The following is a 19,143-nucleotide window of genomic DNA, read 5'->3' on the forward strand; positions in this document are numbered from 1 at the left end:
AATGTTGTCATCCTGTCATTTTCGTGTGATAGATTGCGCTTCATGATTGGCACTACCGGAACAACGGCGACGACTGCGGCATGCAGCGCGAAGCGCCGGGCCGGTAACGCGCGCGGGGGCGCGCAGGCACACGCCAGACAACAACAACGACCGGCAGCAACGACCGGTCCTTATCGATGGGGGTACAGGCATGCCGCACAAACGCGCAGCCTTCGGGGAAAGTCATCTGATGCCGCAATCCACACTGCTGGCGCGCGCACGCCACTGGCTGGGCAGCCTGCCGGCGGCTTGCGTGGTGGCGCTGGTGTCGGTGAGCTATGCGGTCAGCTATGCCGTCATGATCTTTGGCGGCAGTGGCGATGCCCTGCTGCAGGCCGGGCTGCCGCTGATGTTCGTCACCAGCGTGCTGTGCCTGCTGGTGATCTGCTTCACCAGTTCGCTGCCCTTCATGCTGGGCGGGGCGGACTCCAATTCGGTCGGCTGCTCTCGCTGATGGTCGGCGGCATCAGCGCCACCATGCAGCGCGCCCAGCTCTCTGCGGCCGAGATCCTGGCCACGGTCACCATCGCCATCACCCTCAGCAGCCTCCTGGTCGGATTGGCGCTCATGGCGCTGGGCGCGCTGCGGCGTGGCAACCTGGTGCTGTTCGTGCCGTTCCCGGTGGTCGGCGGCTTCCTCGCCGGGACCGGCTATCTGCTCTGGAGCGGTGCCTTCACGGTGCTGACCGGACATCCCCTGGGACTGGATGTCCTGCGCACCGGCATCGACCTGCACTGGCAGGAACTGCTGCCGGTGGCCATCGTGGTGATCGGCATGCTGGGCCTGCCGGGACGCAAGTTCGATCATCCGCTGGCGCTGCCGGTCTCGCTGGCACTGGCCAGTGCGGCCTTCTATGGCGCGCTGGCGGCCAGCGGACTGTCGCTGGCGCAGGCCCGTGCGCTGGGCTGGATGTTCGCGCCGCTGAGCCTGGGCCATGTGCAACTGCCGGTGCAGGTCTCCTGGTCGCTGGTGCACTGGGACATCCTGTGGCGTCACTATGGAGAATTGCTGGCCCTGATCGCCGTGACCACGCTCGCGATTCTGCTCAATGCCACCGGCGTGAGCCTGGCCACGCGGCGCGAAGTGGATTTCAACCGCGAACTGCGCAGTGCCGGCCTGGCCAACATGCTCAGCGGATGCTTCGGGGGCGTGGTCGGCTGCCATTCGCTCTCGCGCACCTTGCTCAATTACCGCTTCGGCTCGCGCGATCGCGTCGCCACCCTGCTGGCGGCGGTGCTGTGCCTGGTGTGTGCGCTGTTCTTCATTCCGCTGCTGGGCTATTTCCCCAAGCCGGTGCTGGCCGGGCTGTTGATCGGCCTGGGTGGCGGACTGCTCAATGAATGGCTGGTCCGCAGCCGACGTCTGGCGCGCGGGGATTATTTCCTGATCGTGCTGATCGTGGCGGTGGTGGCCTGCTATGGCTTCGTTACCGGCGTGGCGCTGGGCGTGGTGGTGGCCTGCGTGCTGTTCGTGCTGGACTATGGCCGGGTGTCCTGCGTGAAGATGGAATTCACCGGCGCCACCCTGCACTCCAAGCTGGAGCGCGGTGCCGCCGCCCATGCGGAACTCAAGCAGCTGGGCCAGCGCGTCTTCGGCATGCGCCTGCAGGGTTTCCTGTTCTTTGGCAGCGCCAACCAGATCGTGCATCGGGTGCGCGAGCAATTGCAGTCGCCGCGCCAGTTCATCATCATCGACTTCCGCCATGTGCAGGGACTGGATGCCTCCACCTCGCAAAGCTTCGTCAAGCTGGCGCAGGTGTGCGAGCAATACAAGGTGACCCTGATCCTGACCGGCATTGCCGATCCCATCCGCCGTCCGATTGCGCGCGCTGCTTTCAGTGGCACGGCACCGCGCGAGTTTGCCGATCTCGACCTGGCCCTCGAATGGGTGGAAGACCGCCTGCTGAAACAGGCCATGCGGAATGAATCACGCGATGCCCTGCACAGCAGCCTGGCCGAGCATTTTGATGCGCGCGAAATGGCGTCGCTCATGGCGCGCATGGAGAAGGTGGAACTGGCCGCTGGCACGCTGCTGTTCCGCAAGGGCGATGCGGGTGATTCGATGTATTTCATTGACGAGGGAATGGTCAGCATCTCGCTGCCGCTGGAGGGCGGCGGCAGCATGCGCCTGCGTTCCTTCGGCAGTGCCACCATCGTCGGCGAGATGGCGCTCTATCGCGGCCAGCGGCGCACCGCCGACGTCGTCACCGACCGCCCCACACTGGCCTGGCAGCTGACGCTGGCCAGCCTGCGCCAGCTGGAACAGGACGATCCGGCCACGGCCTTGCGCCTGCATGCGTATGTGGTCAAGGTCATTGCCAGCCGGCTGGAATCGACCAATGAGGCGTATCGGCTGGCGTATTGAAACGGAGCATGCCGCAGGCGGTCAGCATCCTCCGCAGTGACGGGCGCGGCGATCCGATATACTGCTGCCTTCCCCGTAGCCACCACGGGCCGCGCGTGGCGCGGTCCTGCATTGACCATGTCCGAGCAAGCTCCCGAACCGATCTTCCCCGATGACGCCGTTGCCGGTGCCGACACCATCCCCGCACCGCGCGCGTGGATCGTGCTGCAGAACGTGCAGGAGGTGGAGACCTGGATCGACACCTACAACCGCGAGCTGCAGGCCGTGGTGTTCCGTCACAAGATGAACACCGTCAACGTCGGCCAGGGCATCTGCTTCACGCTGGAGCTGGGCGGCGAGATCCATCTGCACACCACGCCCGAAGGCCAGATCCTGCTGGACGTGAGCGAGGAAGCCTCATGGGCGGCCCCGGTCATCAGCGCTGCCGCCAACGTGCCGGCCCCCGCAGGCAGCGTCTGGGTGCTGCCGCCGGATACGCTGACGCAACTGATCCTGGGATTGTCGGGGCTGATCGCCACATCGCAGTTCGTGTTGCGGCATGAATATCGGCTGGGCAAAGGCGTACGTCCGACTTATTGAATCAAAATGAAAATACGCATACTCGTCCTGTTACTTGGATTGCCGTCGTTTCCTGCGCTGGCAGCGCCCCTCTCCCAGAGCCTCTGCAAGCCGGGAGAGAAAATCATTTACAGCTGCCAGACCGCGCGCAAGAAAACGGCGTCACTGTGCGCCTCGGCGGACTATCCCGACAAGCGCAGTCGCTTGCAATACCGCTTCGGGACTGCAAGCAAGATCGAGATGCAATTTCCCGATACGCCCCAGCCTGCGGAAGGACGATTCTTTCGCAGCTACACCATGTATTCGGGTGGTTACGAATCGCATGTCCGTTTCAGTACCGACAGCTACGATTATTTTTACTACGACCGGATGATTCGCACCGGTTTCAAGGGACAGAACCTCCCCAAGGATTCCTCCGGACTGGTGGTGCGTGAACGCAGCAGCGGCAAGGAACAGCATCGCGCTTGTTATCCGGATGCCATCGAGACAGCGGGCAAAGATGGCCTGCCGGAGACGGAACTGGAAACCCTGAATCTTCCCGACTGAAAGCAAGACCGATGAAAGAACGCACCCTGATCGCCGCTGGCGCGCTGAACATGTTCGTGGCCGTGGGCTGTGGCGCCTTCGGCGCGCACGGTTTGAAGAAAATGATTTCCGAAGAGATGCTGGCGATCTGGCATACCGCCGTGACCTACCAGGTCATGCACGCGCTGGGCATGATCGCCGTGGCGCTGCTGATGCCGCGCATGGCCGGTGCCGCTCTGCACTGGGCCGGCCGGCTGATGCTGGCGGGCATCGTGGTCTTCAGCGGCAGCCTCTACCTGCTGGCCCTGACCGGCACCCGCATCCTCGGTGCCATCACGCCGTTTGGCGGTGTGGCCTTTCTCGCAGCGTGGCTGCTGGTGGCGTGGGCGGCGCTGAAGAGCCGATAAGCAGCATTAAGCAAAATTCAATGCTCTGGAAAAGAGCATTAAACGCAGATGAATGGTACCAGGAAGGCGCATTCAGGCCGCCGCGCCACTCAGCGCTTCCTTGACCAGTTCATCGATTTCACCGGTGATGTTGGAAAGCACACCAGCCACCACCGAGAATTCCCTGCCAGCCTGTCCTGATCGCGCTGCCACGATGCGGGCATTGAAGGCCACCATCTTGGCTTCGCGTGCAATGGTTTCGATGTCGGTCATGATGCCGCGCAACTGCTCGCGCATGAGGCGCGCATGCTTCTTCGACTGCGCTTCGTAGACCGCCGTGATCTCGTTCAACACGGCCAGCAGCGGCGTGGTTTCCTGCACCAGCTGTTCCAGCAGGGCCGGACCGGTCTTGAGCTTGTCCTCGATGGCATTGAGCGCACGTTGCGCCAGTTCGGCAAAACTGGTGATGCGCGCATCACCCCGGCTGCGTCCGAAATACACCTCTTCCAGCTCCGGGCAGAATACGCCGGGCAAGTCCCCGGAGCGCTTGAGCAAGGCCGCATGGGCGCTGCGGAACAGTCCCAATGCCTCGCGCGCAGTGGCACAAGCCCCCTGCTGGCCCTGTGCTGCGAGCACCGCGTACAACACCAAGCGCTGCGACGTGAAGCGGCGGCGGCCAGAGAGATTGATCAGAGCACCAAACACTTCGCCCGAGAGCGGAACGAGTGCGGACTCCTCAGCGCCCTCAACAGGGGCCTCCTCGATGACAGCCAGGCTGCTCATGGACATCTCCTTCAATTGCATTGGACAGGTGGCCGGCAGAAGGGTCTGACGCGGGCTTACGCCGCTTCCCGCGCCGGATGCGCCTGCTTGCGATACAGGAACTCCAGCACCGCCGTGCGATAGGCACCATACTGCGCATCCTGCGCCAGCGAGACACGGTCGCGCGGACGCGGCAGCTTCACTTCCACGATCTCGCCAATGGTGGCAGCGGGACCATTGGTCATCATCACGATGCGGTCCGACAGCAGCACCGCCTCATCCACATCGTGGGTCACCATCACCACCGTCGATTCAGTCTTGGCCACGATCTTCAACAACTCATCCTGCAAGTGCGCACGGGTCAGTGCATCGAGTGCGCCGAAGGGTTCATCCATCAGCAGGACCTTGGGCTCCATCGCCAGCGCGCGGGCAATGCCGACACGCTGCTTCATGCCGCCGGAGATCTCATTGGGCCGCTTGCTCTCGGCCGCCGTCAGGCCGACCAAGGCCAGCGCGGCGCGCGTGCGGTCACGCAACTGGGTGCGATTTTCGCTGGCACCGAACACCCGCTCCACACCGAGATAGATGTTTTCATAGCAGGTCAGCCAGGGCAGCAGCGAGTGGTTCTGGAACACCACTGCACGCTCCGGGGCCGGACCACCGATCTCGCGATTGGCACACAGCAGTACGCCATCACTGGGCTTGAGCAGGCCCGCAATCAGGTTCAGCAAGGTCGACTTGCCGCAGCCGGAGTGGCCGATCAAGGTGACGAACTCGCCCTTGGCCACCGTCAGGTTGATCTCGCGCAGTGCATGGAAGACGCCCTTCCTGGTGTGGAACACCATCTCCACACCGTGGATGTCGATGAACTTGCCGTTGATGTTGTCCATGATCCTGCCCTCCTCAGTTGTTGACCTGCTCGTAGGTGAACGCCTTGGCCAGCGCCACCAGCAATTGTTCCAGCACCAGCCCGACCACCCCGATGACGACGATGGCGATGATGATGTGCGGCACGTTCAGGTTGTTCCATTCATCCCAGACCCAGAAGCCGATGCCGACGCCGCCGGTCAGCATCTCGGCGGCCACGATCACCAGCCACGCCGTGCCGATGGAAAGACGCACGCCGGTCAGCATGTAGGGCAACACCGAAGGGAACAGGATCTTGGTCAGCACCTTCCATTCGGAGAGATTGAGCACGCGCGCCACGTTCATGTAATCCTGCGGCACGCGCTGCACACCGACGGCCGTGTTGATGATCATCGGCCAGATCGAGCAGATGAAGATCGACCAGATCGCCGCCGGATTGGCCGACTTGAACACCAGCAGGCCAATGGGCAGCCAGGCCAGCGGCGAGACCGGACGCAGCAGGCTGATGATGGGGCCGAACATGCGCGAGAGGAATTCCACGCGGCCAATCGCAAAGCCCAGCGGAATGCCCACCAGCGCCGCCAGTCCGAAGCCCATGCCGACCCGCTGCAGCGAAGCCAGCACGTTCCAGCCTATGCCCTGGTCATTGGGACTGTTGCGGTAGAAGGGATCGGAGAACATCACGCCCGCTTCCTTCAGGGTCACCCATGGCGTGGGGAAGCTGGCGGTCTTCAAGGCGATGATCTGCCAGACCAGCACCAGCAGCGCCACCCCCAGCAGGGGCGGCACCACGCGCATGAAGAGGCCGCCCGCAATGATCTTCTTGCGCAGGCTGCGCGCTTTCACGCTGCCGGCAGCGCTGGCGGCGGGTGCCACCTGCGCTTCGTTGGCGGCGGCTGCACGCACCGGCTCGCTGGCAGCAGACACGCCGGCGTGGCCGTTGCCGGCGGGCTTGGCGTTGTCACCCATGATGCTTTCTGCGACTGCACTCATCATCTTCCCCTTGCTCTAAGCACTTCACCTTGATGGACACGGCGCAGGCCGCACCCGCTTACACCTTGATCTTGAACGCCTGCGCGTAGGCCGCCGGATTCTTGCCGTCCCACACCGTGCCGTCCATCAGTTTGGAACTGCGCATGACGTCCTTGGGCAGCGGTGTCTTGGTCATCGCGGCAGCGTCCTTGTAGAGATCGATCTGGTTGACCGACTTGGCCACGGCCAGGTAATCCGGATCACTCTTCAACAGGCCCCAGCGGCGGTGCTGGGTCATGAACCACATGCCATCGGAGAGGAAGGGAAAGTTGACCTGGCCTTCGTCGTAAAACTTCATGTAGTTGGGATCGTCCCAGGTCTTGCCCAGGCCGTTCTGGTAGCGCCCGAGGATGCGCTGGTCGATCACGTCCTTGCTGGTGTTCACATAGGATTTGTCGGCGATCACCTCGGCCATCTTGTTCTTGTTGGCCAGCGAGGCATCGATCCACTTGCTGGCCTCCAGGATGGCGGCCATCATGGCGCGACAGGTATTGGGGTACTTCTGCACGAACTCCAGCGAGGTGCCCAGCACCTTCTCGGGATGGTCCTTCCAGATGTCCTGGGTGGTGATGGCGGTGATGCCCACGCCATCGACGATGGCGCGATGGCCCCAGGGCTCGCCCACGCAGAAGCCATCCATGTTGCCCACCCGCATGTTGGCCACCATCTGCGGCGGCGGGACCGTAATGACCTTGGCATCCTTCATCGGATTGATGCCGTTGGCGGCCAGCCAGTAATACAGCCACATCGCGTGGGTGCCGGTCGGGAAGGTCTGTGCGAAGGTGTATTCGCGCTTGTCGGTCTGCATCAGCTTGTAGAGCGATGCGCCATCGACTGCCCCCTTGTCAGCCAGCTTTTTGGACAAGGTGATGGCCTGGCCGTTATGGTTCAGGCCCATCAGCACCGCCATGTCCTTCTTCTGGCCGCCGATGCCCAGTTGCACGCCATAGATCAGGCCATACAGCACGTGGGCCGCATCCAGTTCGCCGTTGGTGAGCTTGTCGCGCACGCCGGCCCAGGAGGCTTCCTTGCTGGGGACGATCTTGATGCCGTACTTCTTGTCGAAACCCAGCACCGAGGCCATCACCACCGAGGCGCAATCGGTCAGGGGGATGAAGCCGATCTTGACTTCTTCCTTTTCCGGCTTGTCCGAGCCGGCCGCCCACGCACCGCCCGGGAGCATGCCCAGCATGCCGCTGCCGGCGGCTAGTGCACCGCCCTGCAGAAGGGAGCGGCGCTTGCCGTCCACCCTGTCCGCTGCCTTGAGCGCGCTGTCCTGTGCATCCTGCATGCCGCTGCCGAGCGCGCCTGTCTTGCCTGCCTGACCTTTGGATTCCATAGCACCATTCCCCTTGCGTTGCGATTTGAAGAAAGCCCAAACAAAAAAAGGCGTGTTCCGACATGGATGACCCATACCGGAAGACGCCTTTGTCCTGGACGGCGCGACCGCCATTGGCCACACCTTCACGTTGCTTGCGCATTGCTGCGCTTGTGCATCAGCTTCAGCAAAGAGCGTGCCAGAACCGCGACGCACCTCGAAAAGCCGCATGGGAACTGCGTTGCGAGGGAACACGATGAGATCCGCAGCGGCAGCAGGAGGACCGCGCGGCGCGATCAAATCGGGCGGGATCCGCACTTCGGTTGTGCCTTGCACCAAGTTGGCAGCGATTTGTCAGGGTCGCAACGATGGCCTGCGCTGGCCAAGCCGGGGGCGCGGCCACCTACTCACGCTTGCCGGATTTTCCTACAGCACATTGCGATGGGCGCTGATCGTGCGGCAGACGGGCTGACCCTAAGATGACCCCAGCTTTACGAATCACCCGGCGCTTGCACCCTGGCGGGCAAGAACGAACTCAATAACAAAGGAGAAATCCATGACCCTCGGCACCATCCTGCTCATCGTCCTGATCCTGATCCTGCTCGGCGTCATCCCCGCTTGGCCGCACAGCCGCAGCTGGGGCTATGGTCCCAGCGGTATCGCGGGCACCATCGTCATCATCCTGCTGATCCTGCTGCTGCTCGGCAAGATATAAGGCGGGGCGGCAGCCGGCCTGTGCGGTCCGGCTGCCCTGGCCCCGGCCTTCAGACGCTCCCTTCCCTCCCGCAAGCCTGATACCATCCGGTGGCGGACGGGAAAACGGCGCGGTCGGTGCCTGTCACCGTCCGCGCCGTTTGCTTGTGGACGCCGCCTCGCCCCGCCGGGGCAAGCTCACGCGCACGGCTTTCCCTGCTCCCGTACCGTGATGAGGCTGACATCAGATGAACAATAAATTCCTCGCTTCTCCCCTGCCCGCTCTCCTGGCGACCCTGAGCCTGCTTTGCGCGGCCGCCGCGCACGCTGCTGAAGAAGATGTCAGCAAGGCCGATCCCCAGCGCTGGTACCAGGAAGACAACAGCGCCAAAGGCCGGCTGCAAAACCTGAACAAGGAAACGGCGGCCGCCTATGCCGAAGCGCTGCAGGGCTGCCGCAGCATGCGCGGGAAGGATGCTGCAGCCTGCCGGAAGCAGGCAGCCGACGCCAGGTCGCAGGATACTGCGCGGGCACAGCGCATCTTCAAGGACTACCAGGGCGGCGAACCCGTTGCGGTATCCGTCAAGGGTGAGCCCAAACAGATGCACAATCACCACAAGCACGGCAGCCACCCGGCTCCGAAATAAACTGGCTCCCTCCACTGCCTGAATGCAACAACGCCGCAGCAGGTCACCCTGCCGCGGCGTTGTGGTTGGCTGCTCCTCAATGCGAGGAGCGACAGCTGAGATCAGCCGGCCAGCGAATTACTTGCCAACCTGATTGCCGATGACGCCACCGACGGCGGCACCACCCACGGTCCCGATGGCGCTGCCACCGGTGAGGACGGCACCACCGACGGCACCGGCACCTGCGCCGATGGCGGTGTTCTTGTCTTGCTGGGTCATGCCGCTGCAGCCGGTCAGGGCGGCAAAGGCACAGATGGCTACCGAGGTCACTGCCAGTTTTTGCATGGTCTTCATGATGACTCCTTCCTCTTTGTCGAATAGGGGAATACGGCCGCCGATCAGGTCGACGGACGCATGATCACGCGCGGTGCCTTGGGCTGTTGTGCGTGATCACGATAAACCGGTGCGCTGGGTGCAGCCTTGGCCGGTTCGCGTTGCGCTGCCGGATCCTTGCCCTCGGCACGTGCGCCAAACAGCAGCACGGCGTTCTGGAGGGACTTGGAGCGCTTGCTCTCGGCCATGTCCATGTAGCGGAATTTCTTCTGCCCCAGCTTGTGCAGACGCGCTGCATCCACCGGCATGTGACGGTCCATCGTGGAAGCCGACCAGCGCGATGCGCTGTCGACGGCTTGCGGAGTTTCTGCGAAAGCGTGAGAGGCGAAAGCCGAAGCGGCTGCCAGCATGCAAATACCGACTGTTTTTTTCATGGTCTGCCCTTTCAGGGGTCCCTTCTGGCGGTGAGCAAAATTTCATGCGGCAAACCGTGAACTCTTTTGCAATTCCCGGCTCTACCAGCACCATGACCACATGGTCGCGGAAATTGCTGCATCACAAAATCAGCCGTTTCCGATATTGGTGTAGGCGTTTTCCTACACGCGCTGTGCTGCCTGCTTCGGATGTCCTTCACACCCTGCCGGCCCGTGCCGCCGGTGCCTGATCAGGCCACCGGAACACGGGCATCCAGGACTTAGTCCTTGGCGGCTTCCTTGGCATCGCCATAGGTCTTCTGGACGTTGCCTTCGACCTGCTTGGCAGCACCCTTGACCTGCTGGCTGGTATTGCCGGTCAGCTCACCGGTCTTCTCCTGCACCTTGCCTGCCACTTCCTTCAAGCTGCCTTTGATCTGGTCCTTGTTCATGATGGCTCCTTTGGGTTGTTTGCCTGATGGTTACCCGGTGCCGCACTGGGCTGGCTGCCGGCTCCGCCACCCTTGCCGGCCCGACGGGCGGTGAGTGACGATGAATCCATGGTACCGATGAGCCTGTCGGGCGAACATAAGAGAGTCGTCCTTTCACGCGTAGGAAAAAACGAAAAACCGTGCAGGAAAAACGCTCCTCAAACAAACCACACCAAAACGCAGAAAGCCGCCCTGGAGGCGGCTTTCAGAGGGTGTGACGCAATCTTGAATAGCGTCGGGCGCCGGCCCGTCAAGTCTCGCTGGCAGCAAGTTCCGGACGGATCGGCAGGCTGATGCTGATGAGCGCGCCCTTGCCCGGCGTGGAGCGGATATCGACCTCGCCACCAAAGAAGGTGGCACGCTCACGCAGGCCGCGCAGACCGTAGGTCTTGTGGTTGTCGCGACGCTCTTCGGGAATGCCCACGCCATCGTCGCGCACGGTCAGCGCCACATGATCCTCATCGACATCGAGAATCACGTCGACCTTGCTGGCCTTGGCGTGCTTGGTCACGTTGTTGAGCATTTCCTGCAGCATGCGGTAGATGGCGATTTCCATCTCGTGGCCTACATCGACGTCTTCATCGGGCAGGCTGGCGTGGCAGGCGATGCCGGTGCGCTCGTGCAATTCATCGAGCTGTTCCGAGATCGCGGCCTTCAGTCCGAACAGGTCCAGGGTATTGGGACGCAGCTCGGTCTGGATGCGCCGGGTGGTGGCCACCAGCGACTTCATCAGGCCTTGCATGCGGGTCTTGCGATCGGCCCATTTTTCATCCGGCGGCAGGATCTGGTAGACCCCTTCCAGGTGCATCGACAGGGCCGTCAGCGACGCGCCCATGTTGTCATGCAACTCGCGGGCGATGGCACGCTTTTCTTCCTCGCGCACCGTTTCCAGGTGGTTGGTCAGTTCGCGCAGCAGCGCCGTACGCTCGATGACGGTCTTTTCCAGCCGGCTCTCGCGCTCGCGCAATTCATCCTCGGCCTGCTTGCGTTCGGTGATGTCGGTGCTGATGCCGATCACCCCCTGCACGCTGCCATCCTTGCCGAACCACGGCACCTTGGCAGTCTGGAAGGTCACCACGCCTTCGGGCAGGTGGAGCGTCTGCTCCAGCTTCTCGGGCTTGCCCGAGGCCATGACGCGGCGATCATCGCGGTCGACGGTGTCGGCCTCTTCCTCGACCAGGAACAGTTCACGGCTCGATCGGTACATGGTCTCTTCCCAAGTCTTGCCCAGCTTGTGCAGCGTGGCCGGGTTGGCGAAGATCATCAGGCCCTGGCGGTTCTTGACGAAGATCGGGTCGCTGGTACTTTCACTGACGGCATTGAGCAACGCACTGGTTTCGGCCAGCTTCTGGGCGTTGCGCGTGCGTTCGCCGTATTCGCTGTCGAGCCGGCTGGCCGAGCCCCAGAAGATGAAGAGCACGATCACGCCGTTGATCAGCGTCAGGGTCGGCAGCACCAGCTCCGGCAGGATCCAGCCATGCGTCATGCCCCAGTTCAGCAGCAGGCTGAAGGCCAGCAGCAGGAACAGGGTCTGCGGCAGCAGATGGCGCAGCATCTGGCCACCGGGCGCCATGCGCAGGATCACCGCCATGAGCGGATGCGAGGGACGCGCCATCAGCAAGGCCGCGCCCAGCAGCGCAAACACCAGCGACGACAGCAAAGAGATGGGCAGCGGGAAATCGAGATAGATGAACTGGCTCACGTCATACAGGTAGCCCACCAGCGGAATGGCCGACAGCGCCATGAGCGTGAAAGCCAGGTATTCCGCCGGGTAGTACCCGCCCAGCAGACGCCAGTCGTGCAGCAGCAAGGCCAGCGCCATCAGCACGAAGCCCACCGACAGCAAGGGCGGAATGGCCAGCGGCGAAATTGGATGCGCACCATCCAGCGGCAACCAGCCCAGCGAGTACATGATCCCCTGCACCAGCGAGGCCACGCCCAGCACCAATAGCAATACCGCCAGGCCGACGGCCAGCTTGCGCACCGAAGGACGGCGCGCGCCGGAATGCATGCAGCGGAAATAGAGCGCCGAAGCGCCCAGGATGAAACCGCCCGCCGTCACCTCCCGCACGGCCAGCAGGCCCGAGAGCAGGCGACGATATTCTTCGCCCAGCAGGCCGGTCACCAGCACCACCACGCCCAGCAGGATCACCGCCATGGACAGGCCCATGGCCAGCGTCACCATGCTGCTGTAATGCGCGTGTGACGCGGCAAAATACTCCACCGATGCGCTGTTCTGGAGATCGGCGGAGGACGGACGAAGGCCGTCATTGTTCTTCTGCATCGTCGAAAATCCCTTGCTTTGGTGCGACCCGTGCCGCCTGCACGCCTTCTGTGGCGGCCTGCTCGCCATGATCGGTTCTGATTGTCTGATCCATCAAGGTCGCGCCGAACTGCCCTGGCGACATGCTGGGTCGCTGCACCACATGATGCAGCAAAAAATAAACTTACATTCCGCCCGTCTGGGCCGGCCCCTGCGGCGGCGTATTGTTGCTCGATGAGGTGCGCCCCGACGTGCCCGCTCTCTTCTGTGCCAGCTCTTCCAGCAGGTCACACAGCAGCGGCAGTTCGGACGACTTGTCAAAGAAGTGCTGCACCCCGCATTGCACTCCCACGCGCCGATAGGTCGGACTCACATGATTGCTGAAGACTACCTTCACTTCGCTCTGGCGACGCGTATTGGAGCGCGCCAGGGACTGCAGCAGGCTCATGCCATTGCCCTGCTTCAACTGGATGTCCAGGATCAGGACGTCATAGCTGTTCTGCTGCAGATGGCGCAAGGCCTCCAGTTCGGTCTCGGCGTAGCCCACCAAGCGCACACCGGCGATTTCCGACAGGCTCTCCACGATCAGGTCCCGCACGTCCTCCGAATCCTCCACCAGGAAGATCCGCAAGGGCGTCCCTTCGCTGTCGCGCTGGGCCCTGCTGTTGAGATTGTCATCCATGATGCGCCGTACCACTCTTCCTTGCCTGCCGGCTGGCCAGAATGGCCAGATACGGCGACATATCCGCCCGGGGGAGACCCGGCTCAGTCGATCAGATTGTTCTTGATCGCGTAATAAATGATGTCCGCGTTGTTGGTCATGCTCATCTTCTGCAGCACGCGCGAACGATAGGTACTCACGGTCTTGACCGACAGGCACAGTTCGTCGGCGATCTGCGTCACACCCTGGCCTTGGCCGAGCTTGTAGAAGATCTCGTACTCCCGCTGCGACAAGGTTTCATGCAACGGCTTTTCCGAATCCACCGGTTCGCTGGTGAGCAGCTCGGCCACGCCATAGCTGATGTACTTGTGCCCGCGCAGGATGGTGTTGATGGCGTTGACCAGTTCGGTCGCCAGCGCTTCCTTCTGCACGTAGCCGGAGGCACCGCTGCGCAGCACCTGCACCGCATAGCGGCTCTCGGGGTGCATCGACAGCATCAGTACCGGCAACTCCGGTTTTTCTCGCTTGATCTGCTTCAGCACTTCCACGCCACTCTTGTCGGGCATGGCGATATCGAGCAACACGATATCCCAATCCTGGGTTCGCACCAGGCGAATGGCTTCTTCCGCCGTGCTGGCCTCGCCGCCGATTTCCATCGACGGAATTTCCGAAATGAAGTGGTGCACACCTGCCCGTACGACCGCGTGGTCATCGACTACAAGTATTTTTGTCATGGCATTTTTGAGCGGTGAATTGATACTTCAGCGCCGTTGGCGCTGCTTGGACCTGTTTTATGTTTGTACTCGATTCCGGCGAGGACCCTGCACACGATTCCGTACAGCAATCTGTACACGATTCATGCGCGTCCTGCGGCCGGCATCGCTGCCTCCCTGTCCTGACAAGCCGGCTGGCCTGCCCCTGCCTGGCAGCAACGGGTTCCAACTATACCTGACAGGCCCTGACCTGTCTTCTTGCGAAACGCACCGGATCGCCCGATGCGCTTTGCAAGTGGCACGTCCACAAGCTGACAAAGCGCGGACCGGTCAACAGACCGGCCACGCGCTTGCAAGTTCCCCGCGTTATTGCTTCAGGCGCAGGTCATTACGCACCGAGACCACACCCTTGACGCCACGGGCCAGTTCGGTAGCGCGGGCAGCGGAGGTGGAGCTGGAGACGAAACCGGACAGCTGGACCACGCCCTTGTAGGTTTCGACGTTGATTTCAGCGGACTTCAGGTTCGGCTCGTTGAAGATGGCAGCCTTCACCTTGGTGGTGATGACGGCATCATCGACGTACTCGCCGGTACCTTCCTTGCCCGGGCTGGATGCGCAGCCCACCAGGGAAACCATGAACAGGGCCAGGAAGAAACCGAGGAAACGCTTGGTCAGGGACATTTTGGTCAGCGACATGATGAAACTCCTTTGAGTTGGTTTGCGCAATCAGGTGACTGCGACAGGAACGAAATAAAGAATTTGCCTTGGATCCGCCCGGGCCCCTGGCCCGGTGCAAATCCACTGCCATTGCGCTCAATCGCGCGGGACAGGATTACTTGCCGAACTTGGCCTTGGCATTGGCCACGCACTTGTCCTTGGCGTCGCCGCTCATGGCATCGCACTTTTCCTTGGCGACGTCATAGTTGGCGTCGTTCTTGTCCTTCATGGCGTCCTTGTCGGCTTCCACGCCCTTGCGCTTGGCCTTGGCGTCAGCGATGGTGGATTCGTGAGCTGCCTTGGCTTCCTTCTCGCAGACATCCTTGTCGTTGCCCTTCAAAGGACCGCACTTCTTCTTGGCCATCTTGTAGTCGGCATCGGCCTTGGACTTGTCGGCCTTGTACTGGGCCGCTGCCGGATCGGCTGCGAAGACTGCGCCATGCATGCCGATAGCGGCTGCGCCGAAGATCATGGTTGCGATGATTTTTTTCATTGTGTCCTTCCTCATGGTTTGCTTGGGTTGCGGCCTGGGGCCGTATTCTTATGCAGGCCGGCATGGTGACCGGCCTGCGTCCTGCACTTGCACTCACTCACACTCACTCACACACTCCAACTCCTTGCCGTACCCTCGCCGAGACTGCGCGCCCGGCGGCGGTACGTCGACAAGCAGGGGCGCTTACTGGCGCAGATCCTTGTTGCGATCTTCCCAGTCGCGGATCTGCTTTTCGGCTTCGTCCTTGCTCACGCCGTAGGCTTCCTGCACGCGGCCGGCCAGCTGGTCGCGCTTGCCGGCGATGACGTCGAGGTCGTCATCGGTCAGCTTGCCCCACTGTTCCTTGGCCTTGCCCTTGAATTGCTTCCAGTTGCCTTCAACGATGTCCCAGTTCATCTCAGTCTCCTTGCAAAGTTGCGGGAACGAATTCCCGGAATGGTCGGCTGTTCCAGTACGTTCTGCGCGGGCTTACAGGCCCAGCAGATCGCTCATGTCGTCTGCGTGCTCTTCTTCCTGCGCCATGATCTGGATCAGCAGGTGCTTGGTGGTCGGATCGTCGTCGCCGATGCGTTCGATCATCTGGCGATAGGCTTCGATGGCCACACGCTCTTCCACCAGGTTGGCGCGAATCATGTCCTTGATGTCCTCGGACTCGTCGTATTGCGCATGGCTGCGCTCGGCAATGGTCTTGGGATTGAAATCGGGCTCGCCATTGAGTTGCACTATGCGCTCGGCAATCTGGTCGGCGTGGCTTTGCTCTTCCTGTGCGTGCGCCAGGAACTCGCCCTTGATCGCTTCCACGTTCAGGCCCTTGGCGGTGTAGTAGTGGCGCTTGTAGCGCATCACGCACAGCAGCTCGGTGGCCAGGGCGTCGTTCAACATCGCCACGACTTCTTCGCGGTTGCCGCGATAGCCTTCGGTGACGGCACCGTCATCGATCTTCTTGGCGGCGGCACGGATGGCGTCCTTGTCGAGGTGGAAGCTCTGCTTGCTCTTGACGTCGGTCTTCGGTGGATTCTTGGTCATGGTCATTCCTTCTCTCCGGTTTCTTGACTAATGCGCGCTTCGGCTTTCATCGCCGGCAGCGCGCCTGGCTGGATCCGGACTGGCCCAAGGGCTGCACCGGGTTCCGGGAAAATGCTTTGCGCAGTGCTCAGTAGCGGTCCGCGCTGCGGCCCACGGCCAGACCGACCAACAGGCCGATGCCGGTGCCGATGGCGATGGCACGCCACGGGTTGGACTGCACGTAATCGTCGGTGCTGGTGACGATCTGGCGGCCGGTTTCAACTACTGCGGCCTGCGCATCCTGCGCGGTGTTGAGGGCCTGCTCCAGCAGATCCTGGGCGCTGGCGCGCAGATCGTCGGCCTTCTTGCCGGTGGCGTTGGCTGCCTCGGCGAACAGGTCCTGAGCTTGTTGCAGCAGGGATTGCACGTCGGTACGGGCGGTCTTGAACTTGTTGGCTTGCATGCTTGGCCTCCTTGTATGCGTTACGGTTTGATCGGGGCGGCGGAGATGATCCGGCCACCCGAGGTGAGGCGTTCTCACGGTGTTGCTCACATCAGGTACTGCAGCACGATCAGCATCAGCACCGGCACACCCAGAAGCCATCCGAGCACGAGCTTGTCCATGATCTCCTCCCTTGTTCTTGGTCATGCCGGGCGGTTGCGGACTGACTCGACGCAATTTCCGGCGCCTTCGTTGATGCTGTCCTGCTGCTGTGTTGCCTTGTATTACCTGGTCTGTTACCTGTATTGCACGGTGCTGCTTTCGCGCTATCCGCTCGATGCCTGATGCGGGTTGCCGCTTGTCTCAGCGAGTCAGGTGCACGATACCGATGCCTTGTTGCGCTTTGTATCGGAGTCAGCCCGATTGGCGTGTAGGACAAAGGCCCATCAACCTGCGTTGCAGCCTGTCACCGCACGCGGCGGCGGGCCGTCGGCGGCGGGCTGCCGCCCTCGTCTTCCCAGCGCTGCAGGGCGATGTCCTGCTGGCGCTGGTCGCGGCGCTGCGCCTGGCGAGCCAGCATGCGCAGGCTGGCACCGACGGCCACACCGGCGATGCCGGCGGCCCACAACAATGTCTTTCCGAAACTCATCAATGCTCTCCTTCGGTTTGCGTCGCAGCGGCGTCGCCTTACAGCGAACCCGCACGCTGGCGCAGGGAGCGCTTGATCAGATCCTGCGCTTCGCCGACGGCGTGCATGATGCGACCGTCCATCTGGCGGCGCTGTGCCGCACGCTGCAGTTGCACGTTGCCCAGCACCGATCCCACGCTTTCCTGGAACTTGCCGAGGGCAAAATTGAACTGGCCGGTGATCGTCTTCTTGTTCATGATGTGGTTCCTCGTGGTCAAGGGTTCAACATGGATTGAAAGGAGCGGTGCAGGTCTTGCGTAGACATGTTCGCGATTCGCAGCAGCGTTTTTTGCTGCCTGAGTCACCGTGAACATCATGGGAAAAATGATAGCGAGCGCCTACTGTTCTGCTCTATAGGACGGCGGCCGATTGTTTTGTAGGACAAAGCGGAAAGCCTTGTCAGCATTGGCGTTTCGCCGGGTCGGGTGTTGCTCACCGTAGCGTTTCAGGCAGCAAAAAGCTGGGCCGTTTCCTACATCGGCTTGCGGTCCCGTCCGATGGAAATCGATACGCCCGGATCCTAGGATGGAAACGTGCAATGACGGTCCCGTTTCGTCCGGCAGGTGAGCAAGGAGAAAACCGGATCGTTGACCATTTACCTGAACCCGACAAGGAGAACATCATGGGCAAGTATTTCCTCGCATGGCTGTGTGGCGTCCCGGCATTTCTGCTGGTGCTGATCTATTTCTTCGTCCACTGACCGACTCACTGCCGCTTCCATTTGCATCCGCCCTGCAGCGGTGCGTGAAGAAGGCGAGCCAAAAGAAAGGAAGACAACATGACCAACGACCACCTGATTTCCACCCTGAACGACCTGATCCAGATTTCCATCGATGGCGAAAAAGGCTTCCGTGCCTGCGCCGATGATGCACAGGAACGCTATATCCCCTACAAGGAAACCTTCAGGGAACGCGCGACGGCCTGCGCCCAGGCCGCGCTGGACCTGCAGGATCTGGTGCAGCGCCTGGGCGGCGAACCGGCCAGCCACAGTACGCTGGGTGGCACGCTGCATCGCCAATGGGTGAACCTGAAAAGCGCCATCACCGGACGTGATGACGAAAGCATTCTGGACGAATGCGAACGCGGCGAGGATGCCGCCGTCAACGCCTATCGCAAGGCCTTGAGTGAAGAGCTGCCGACCGATATTCGCTTGGTCATCGAGCGCCAGTATCAGGGCGTGCTGGCCAACCACGACAAGGTCCGCAGCCTGCGCAATGAAGTGCGGGCGCGCAAGGCGGCCTGATGCAGTGATTGTTCATCCCTGCGTCATCGTGGTTGGATGACGCAAAAAAAGCGCAGCCTCGGCTGCGCTTTTTTCTTCGATCCATCATAAATGATTTATATCATTTACGAATTAAACGATCGACTTAGCCCTCACCCAGATAAGCCGCCTTCACCCGCGGATCATCCAGCATCTGCTGCGCCTGCCCTTCCATGGTGATCAGGCCCGACTCCATCACGTAGCCGCGATGCGCCGCCTGCAGTGCCAGCTTGGCGTTCTGCTCCACCAGCAGGATCGTGATCCCCTGTGCCGACACATTGCGGATCACTTCAAAAATCTTCTCCACCATAATCGGCGACAGACCCATCGAGGGCTCATCCAGCAACAGCAGCTTGGGATGGCTCATCAGCGCGCGCGCCATGGCCAGCATCTGCTGCTCGCCACCCGACAAAGTGCCCGCCATCTGCGCCGCACGTTCCTTCAGGCGCGGGAAGACCTCGAACCAGCGGTCGACGTCGGCCTGGATCTGGCC

General features: G+C 61.9%; 27 protein-coding genes. 9 read left to right on the forward strand and 18 right to left on the reverse strand.

The features are described from left to right. Positions 1–229 precede the first annotated feature (229 nt). The 5 genes from MKD49_RS18465 to MKD49_RS18485 all read left to right on the forward strand — a co-directional run bounded on the left by MKD49_RS18465 (position 230) and on the right by MKD49_RS18485 (position 3,893). Positions 230–493, forward strand: a complete 264-nt coding sequence (locus MKD49_RS18465) for a hypothetical protein (RefSeq protein WP_252697024.1) — start codon at positions 230–232, stop codon at positions 491–493. Continuing rightward, positions 493–2,403 (forward strand): SLC26A/SulP transporter family protein, encoded by a 1,911-nt coding sequence (locus tag MKD49_RS18470; protein WP_252697025.1) that lies wholly within the window; start codon positions 493–495, stop codon positions 2,401–2,403. Before MKD49_RS18465 ends, MKD49_RS18470 begins: the two co-directional genes overlap by 1 nt. 117 nt (positions 2,404–2,520) lie before the next feature. Then, complete coding sequence (locus MKD49_RS18475; RefSeq protein WP_252697026.1) at positions 2,521–2,982, forward strand: hypothetical protein; 462 nt, start codon at positions 2,521–2,523, stop codon at positions 2,980–2,982. 219 nt (positions 2,983–3,201) lie between these two features. Continuing rightward, positions 3,202–3,507: a hypothetical protein gene (locus tag MKD49_RS18480; RefSeq protein ID WP_252697027.1), complete on the forward strand. Its 306-nt coding sequence runs from the start codon at positions 3,202–3,204 to the stop codon at positions 3,505–3,507. Between the two features lie 11 nt (positions 3,508–3,518). After that, on the forward strand, positions 3,519–3,893 hold the full coding sequence (locus MKD49_RS18485) for a DUF423 domain-containing protein (protein ID WP_209583255.1): 375 nt from the start codon (positions 3,519–3,521) through the stop codon (positions 3,891–3,893). 72 nt (positions 3,894–3,965) lie between these two features. On the opposite strand, the gene MKD49_RS18490 is transcribed toward MKD49_RS18485, so the two are convergent. Genes MKD49_RS18490 through MKD49_RS18505 form a run of 4 tightly spaced genes read right to left on the reverse strand, consistent with a single transcriptional unit; the run spans position 3,966 to position 7,824 of the window. After that, positions 3,966–4,655 (reverse strand): methyl-accepting chemotaxis protein, encoded by a 690-nt coding sequence (locus MKD49_RS18490; protein WP_121037830.1) that lies wholly within the window; start codon positions 4,653–4,655, stop codon positions 3,966–3,968. A gap of 56 nt (positions 4,656–4,711) precedes the next feature. Then, positions 4,712–5,524, reverse strand: a complete 813-nt coding sequence (locus tag MKD49_RS18495; RefSeq protein ID WP_121037827.1) for an ABC transporter ATP-binding protein — start codon at positions 5,522–5,524, stop codon at positions 4,712–4,714. A 13-nt stretch (positions 5,525–5,537) separates the two neighbouring features. Further along, positions 5,538–6,494, reverse strand: a complete 957-nt coding sequence (gene ntrB / locus MKD49_RS18500) for a nitrate ABC transporter permease (protein WP_252697028.1) — start codon at positions 6,492–6,494, stop codon at positions 5,538–5,540. Between the two features lie 58 nt (positions 6,495–6,552). After that, the gene (locus MKD49_RS18505) at positions 6,553–7,824 is read right to left on the reverse strand and encodes a CmpA/NrtA family ABC transporter substrate-binding protein (protein ID WP_310160670.1); all 1,272 of its coding nucleotides are present in this window, start codon (positions 7,822–7,824) and stop codon (positions 6,553–6,555) included. A 583-nt stretch (positions 7,825–8,407) separates the two neighbouring features. Between MKD49_RS18505 and MKD49_RS18510 the strand changes: the two genes are divergently transcribed. Together MKD49_RS18510 and MKD49_RS18515 are read left to right on the forward strand one after the other, a co-directional pair. Beyond that, a complete protein-coding gene (locus MKD49_RS18510; RefSeq protein WP_039788823.1) occupies positions 8,408–8,566 on the forward strand; it encodes a DUF3309 family protein in 159 nt (52 codons plus the stop codon). A gap of 226 nt (positions 8,567–8,792) precedes the next feature. Continuing rightward, positions 8,793–9,191, forward strand: coding sequence for a hypothetical protein (locus tag MKD49_RS18515; RefSeq protein WP_252697030.1), 399 nt, complete (start codon positions 8,793–8,795; stop codon positions 9,189–9,191). Positions 9,192–9,308: 117 nt separating this feature from the next. Here the strand turns inward: MKD49_RS18515 and MKD49_RS18520 are convergent, their stop codons facing one another. The 13 genes from MKD49_RS18520 to MKD49_RS18580 all read right to left on the reverse strand — a co-directional run bounded on the left by MKD49_RS18520 (position 9,309) and on the right by MKD49_RS18580 (position 17,586). Further along, positions 9,309–9,524 carry a glycine zipper 2TM domain-containing protein gene (locus tag MKD49_RS18520; protein WP_008326509.1) on the reverse strand — a complete coding sequence of 72 codons (216 nt, stop codon included), beginning with the start codon at positions 9,522–9,524 and terminating at the stop codon, positions 9,309–9,311. Positions 9,525–9,568: 44 nt separating this feature from the next. Further along, positions 9,569–9,937 (reverse strand): hypothetical protein, encoded by a 369-nt coding sequence (locus MKD49_RS18525; RefSeq protein ID WP_039788827.1) that lies wholly within the window; start codon positions 9,935–9,937, stop codon positions 9,569–9,571. Between the two features lie 260 nt (positions 9,938–10,197). Next, positions 10,198–10,368, reverse strand: a complete 171-nt coding sequence (locus MKD49_RS18530; protein WP_034338233.1) for a CsbD family protein — start codon at positions 10,366–10,368, stop codon at positions 10,198–10,200. 289 nt (positions 10,369–10,657) lie between these two features. Continuing rightward, on the reverse strand, positions 10,658–12,691 hold the full coding sequence (locus MKD49_RS18535) for a PAS domain-containing protein (RefSeq protein WP_134134593.1): 2,034 nt from the start codon (positions 12,689–12,691) through the stop codon (positions 10,658–10,660). A gap of 163 nt (positions 12,692–12,854) precedes the next feature. After that, complete coding sequence (locus MKD49_RS18540) at positions 12,855–13,352, reverse strand: response regulator (RefSeq protein WP_252697031.1); 498 nt, start codon at positions 13,350–13,352, stop codon at positions 12,855–12,857. 83 nt (positions 13,353–13,435) lie between these two features. Beyond that, positions 13,436–14,065 (reverse strand): response regulator transcription factor, encoded by a 630-nt coding sequence (locus MKD49_RS18545; RefSeq protein ID WP_006464715.1) that lies wholly within the window; start codon positions 14,063–14,065, stop codon positions 13,436–13,438. Between the two features lie 345 nt (positions 14,066–14,410). Further along, the gene (locus MKD49_RS18550; protein ID WP_008326489.1) at positions 14,411–14,740 is read right to left on the reverse strand and encodes a BON domain-containing protein; all 330 of its coding nucleotides are present in this window, start codon (positions 14,738–14,740) and stop codon (positions 14,411–14,413) included. Positions 14,741–14,876: 136 nt separating this feature from the next. Continuing rightward, positions 14,877–15,254 carry a hypothetical protein gene (locus MKD49_RS18555; RefSeq protein WP_039788833.1) on the reverse strand — a complete coding sequence of 126 codons (378 nt, stop codon included), beginning with the start codon at positions 15,252–15,254 and terminating at the stop codon, positions 14,877–14,879. Between the two features lie 183 nt (positions 15,255–15,437). After that, positions 15,438–15,650: a CsbD family protein gene (locus MKD49_RS18560; RefSeq protein ID WP_034338221.1), complete on the reverse strand. Its 213-nt coding sequence runs from the start codon at positions 15,648–15,650 to the stop codon at positions 15,438–15,440. Between the two features lie 72 nt (positions 15,651–15,722). Further along, entirely contained in the window at positions 15,723–16,286 is a 564-nt protein-coding gene (locus tag MKD49_RS18565) for a ferritin-like domain-containing protein (RefSeq protein WP_034338218.1), read from the reverse strand. A gap of 121 nt (positions 16,287–16,407) precedes the next feature. Next, positions 16,408–16,722 (reverse strand): YqjD family protein, encoded by a 315-nt coding sequence (locus MKD49_RS18570; protein ID WP_034338215.1) that lies wholly within the window; start codon positions 16,720–16,722, stop codon positions 16,408–16,410. A gap of 445 nt (positions 16,723–17,167) precedes the next feature. Further along, on the reverse strand, positions 17,168–17,350 hold the full coding sequence (locus MKD49_RS18575; RefSeq protein WP_121037815.1) for a hypothetical protein: 183 nt from the start codon (positions 17,348–17,350) through the stop codon (positions 17,168–17,170). A gap of 38 nt (positions 17,351–17,388) precedes the next feature. Then, on the reverse strand, positions 17,389–17,586 hold the full coding sequence (locus MKD49_RS18580) for a CsbD family protein (protein WP_034338209.1): 198 nt from the start codon (positions 17,584–17,586) through the stop codon (positions 17,389–17,391). A gap of 341 nt (positions 17,587–17,927) precedes the next feature. On the opposite strand from MKD49_RS18580, the gene MKD49_RS18585 reads away from it, so the two are divergent. Further along, complete coding sequence (locus tag MKD49_RS18585; protein ID WP_158601235.1) at positions 17,928–18,089, forward strand: hypothetical protein; 162 nt, start codon at positions 17,928–17,930, stop codon at positions 18,087–18,089. A 78-nt stretch (positions 18,090–18,167) separates the two neighbouring features. Further along, a complete protein-coding gene (locus MKD49_RS18590) occupies positions 18,168–18,632 on the forward strand; it encodes a PA2169 family four-helix-bundle protein (protein ID WP_034338206.1) in 465 nt (154 codons plus the stop codon). A gap of 124 nt (positions 18,633–18,756) precedes the next feature. Here MKD49_RS18590 and MKD49_RS18595 read toward each other — a convergent pair. Continuing rightward, positions 18,757–19,143 (reverse strand): ABC transporter ATP-binding protein (locus MKD49_RS18595; RefSeq protein ID WP_252697032.1); only part of this gene is annotated, 387 nt, incomplete at its 5' end.

This window comes from Herbaspirillum sp. WGmk3, assembly GCF_023952535.1.
In the GTDB taxonomy this organism is placed as follows: domain Bacteria; phylum Pseudomonadota; class Gammaproteobacteria; order Burkholderiales; family Burkholderiaceae_D; genus Herbaspirillum; species Herbaspirillum huttiense.

Excerpts from the sequence above, each read along its gene's own strand:
- MKD49_RS18545 (WP_006464715.1), bottom strand. The coding sequence starts at position 14,065 with ATGACAAAAATACTTGTAGTCGATGACCACGCGGTCGTACGGGCAGGT.
- MKD49_RS18525 (WP_039788827.1), bottom strand. The coding sequence starts at position 9,937 with ATGAAAAAAACAGTCGGTATTTGCATGCTGGCAGCCGCTTCGGCTTTC.
- MKD49_RS18575 (WP_121037815.1), bottom strand. The coding sequence starts at position 17,350 with ATGAGTTTCGGAAAGACATTGTTGTGGGCCGCCGGCATCGCCGGTGTG.
- MKD49_RS18585 (WP_158601235.1), top strand. The coding sequence starts at position 17,928 with ATGACGGTCCCGTTTCGTCCGGCAGGTGAGCAAGGAGAAAACCGGATC.
- MKD49_RS18570 (WP_034338215.1), bottom strand. The coding sequence starts at position 16,722 with ATGCAAGCCAACAAGTTCAAGACCGCCCGTACCGACGTGCAATCCCTG.
- MKD49_RS18485 (WP_209583255.1), top strand. The coding sequence starts at position 3,519 with ATGAAAGAACGCACCCTGATCGCCGCTGGCGCGCTGAACATGTTCGTG.
- MKD49_RS18510 (WP_039788823.1), top strand. The coding sequence starts at position 8,408 with ATGACCCTCGGCACCATCCTGCTCATCGTCCTGATCCTGATCCTGCTC.
- MKD49_RS18470 (WP_252697025.1), top strand. The coding sequence starts at position 493 with ATGGTCGGCGGCATCAGCGCCACCATGCAGCGCGCCCAGCTCTCTGCG.
- MKD49_RS18515 (WP_252697030.1), top strand. The coding sequence starts at position 8,793 with ATGAACAATAAATTCCTCGCTTCTCCCCTGCCCGCTCTCCTGGCGACC.
- MKD49_RS18565 (WP_034338218.1), bottom strand. The coding sequence starts at position 16,286 with ATGACCATGACCAAGAATCCACCGAAGACCGACGTCAAGAGCAAGCAG.
- MKD49_RS18505 (WP_310160670.1), bottom strand. The coding sequence starts at position 7,824 with ATGCAGGATGCACAGGACAGCGCGCTCAAGGCAGCGGACAGGGTGGAC.
- MKD49_RS18550 (WP_008326489.1), bottom strand. The coding sequence starts at position 14,740 with ATGTCGCTGACCAAAATGTCCCTGACCAAGCGTTTCCTCGGTTTCTTC.
- MKD49_RS18520 (WP_008326509.1), bottom strand. The coding sequence starts at position 9,524 with ATGAAGACCATGCAAAAACTGGCAGTGACCTCGGTAGCCATCTGTGCC.
- MKD49_RS18465 (WP_252697024.1), top strand. The coding sequence starts at position 230 with ATGCCGCAATCCACACTGCTGGCGCGCGCACGCCACTGGCTGGGCAGC.
- ntrB (WP_252697028.1), bottom strand. The coding sequence starts at position 6,494 with ATGAGTGCAGTCGCAGAAAGCATCATGGGTGACAACGCCAAGCCCGCC.
- MKD49_RS18560 (WP_034338221.1), bottom strand. The coding sequence starts at position 15,650 with ATGAACTGGGACATCGTTGAAGGCAACTGGAAGCAATTCAAGGGCAAG.
- MKD49_RS18535 (WP_134134593.1), bottom strand. The coding sequence starts at position 12,691 with ATGCAGAAGAACAATGACGGCCTTCGTCCGTCCTCCGCCGATCTCCAG.
- MKD49_RS18530 (WP_034338233.1), bottom strand. The coding sequence starts at position 10,368 with ATGAACAAGGACCAGATCAAAGGCAGCTTGAAGGAAGTGGCAGGCAAG.
- MKD49_RS18495 (WP_121037827.1), bottom strand. The coding sequence starts at position 5,524 with ATGGACAACATCAACGGCAAGTTCATCGACATCCACGGTGTGGAGATG.
- MKD49_RS18490 (WP_121037830.1), bottom strand. The coding sequence starts at position 4,655 with ATGAGCAGCCTGGCTGTCATCGAGGAGGCCCCTGTTGAGGGCGCTGAG.
- MKD49_RS18475 (WP_252697026.1), top strand. The coding sequence starts at position 2,521 with ATGTCCGAGCAAGCTCCCGAACCGATCTTCCCCGATGACGCCGTTGCC.
- MKD49_RS18590 (WP_034338206.1), top strand. The coding sequence starts at position 18,168 with ATGACCAACGACCACCTGATTTCCACCCTGAACGACCTGATCCAGATT.
- MKD49_RS18480 (WP_252697027.1), top strand. The coding sequence starts at position 3,202 with ATGCAATTTCCCGATACGCCCCAGCCTGCGGAAGGACGATTCTTTCGC.
- MKD49_RS18580 (WP_034338209.1), bottom strand. The coding sequence starts at position 17,586 with ATGAACAAGAAGACGATCACCGGCCAGTTCAATTTTGCCCTCGGCAAG.
- MKD49_RS18540 (WP_252697031.1), bottom strand. The coding sequence starts at position 13,352 with ATGGATGACAATCTCAACAGCAGGGCCCAGCGCGACAGCGAAGGGACG.
- MKD49_RS18555 (WP_039788833.1), bottom strand. The coding sequence starts at position 15,254 with ATGAAAAAAATCATCGCAACCATGATCTTCGGCGCAGCCGCTATCGGC.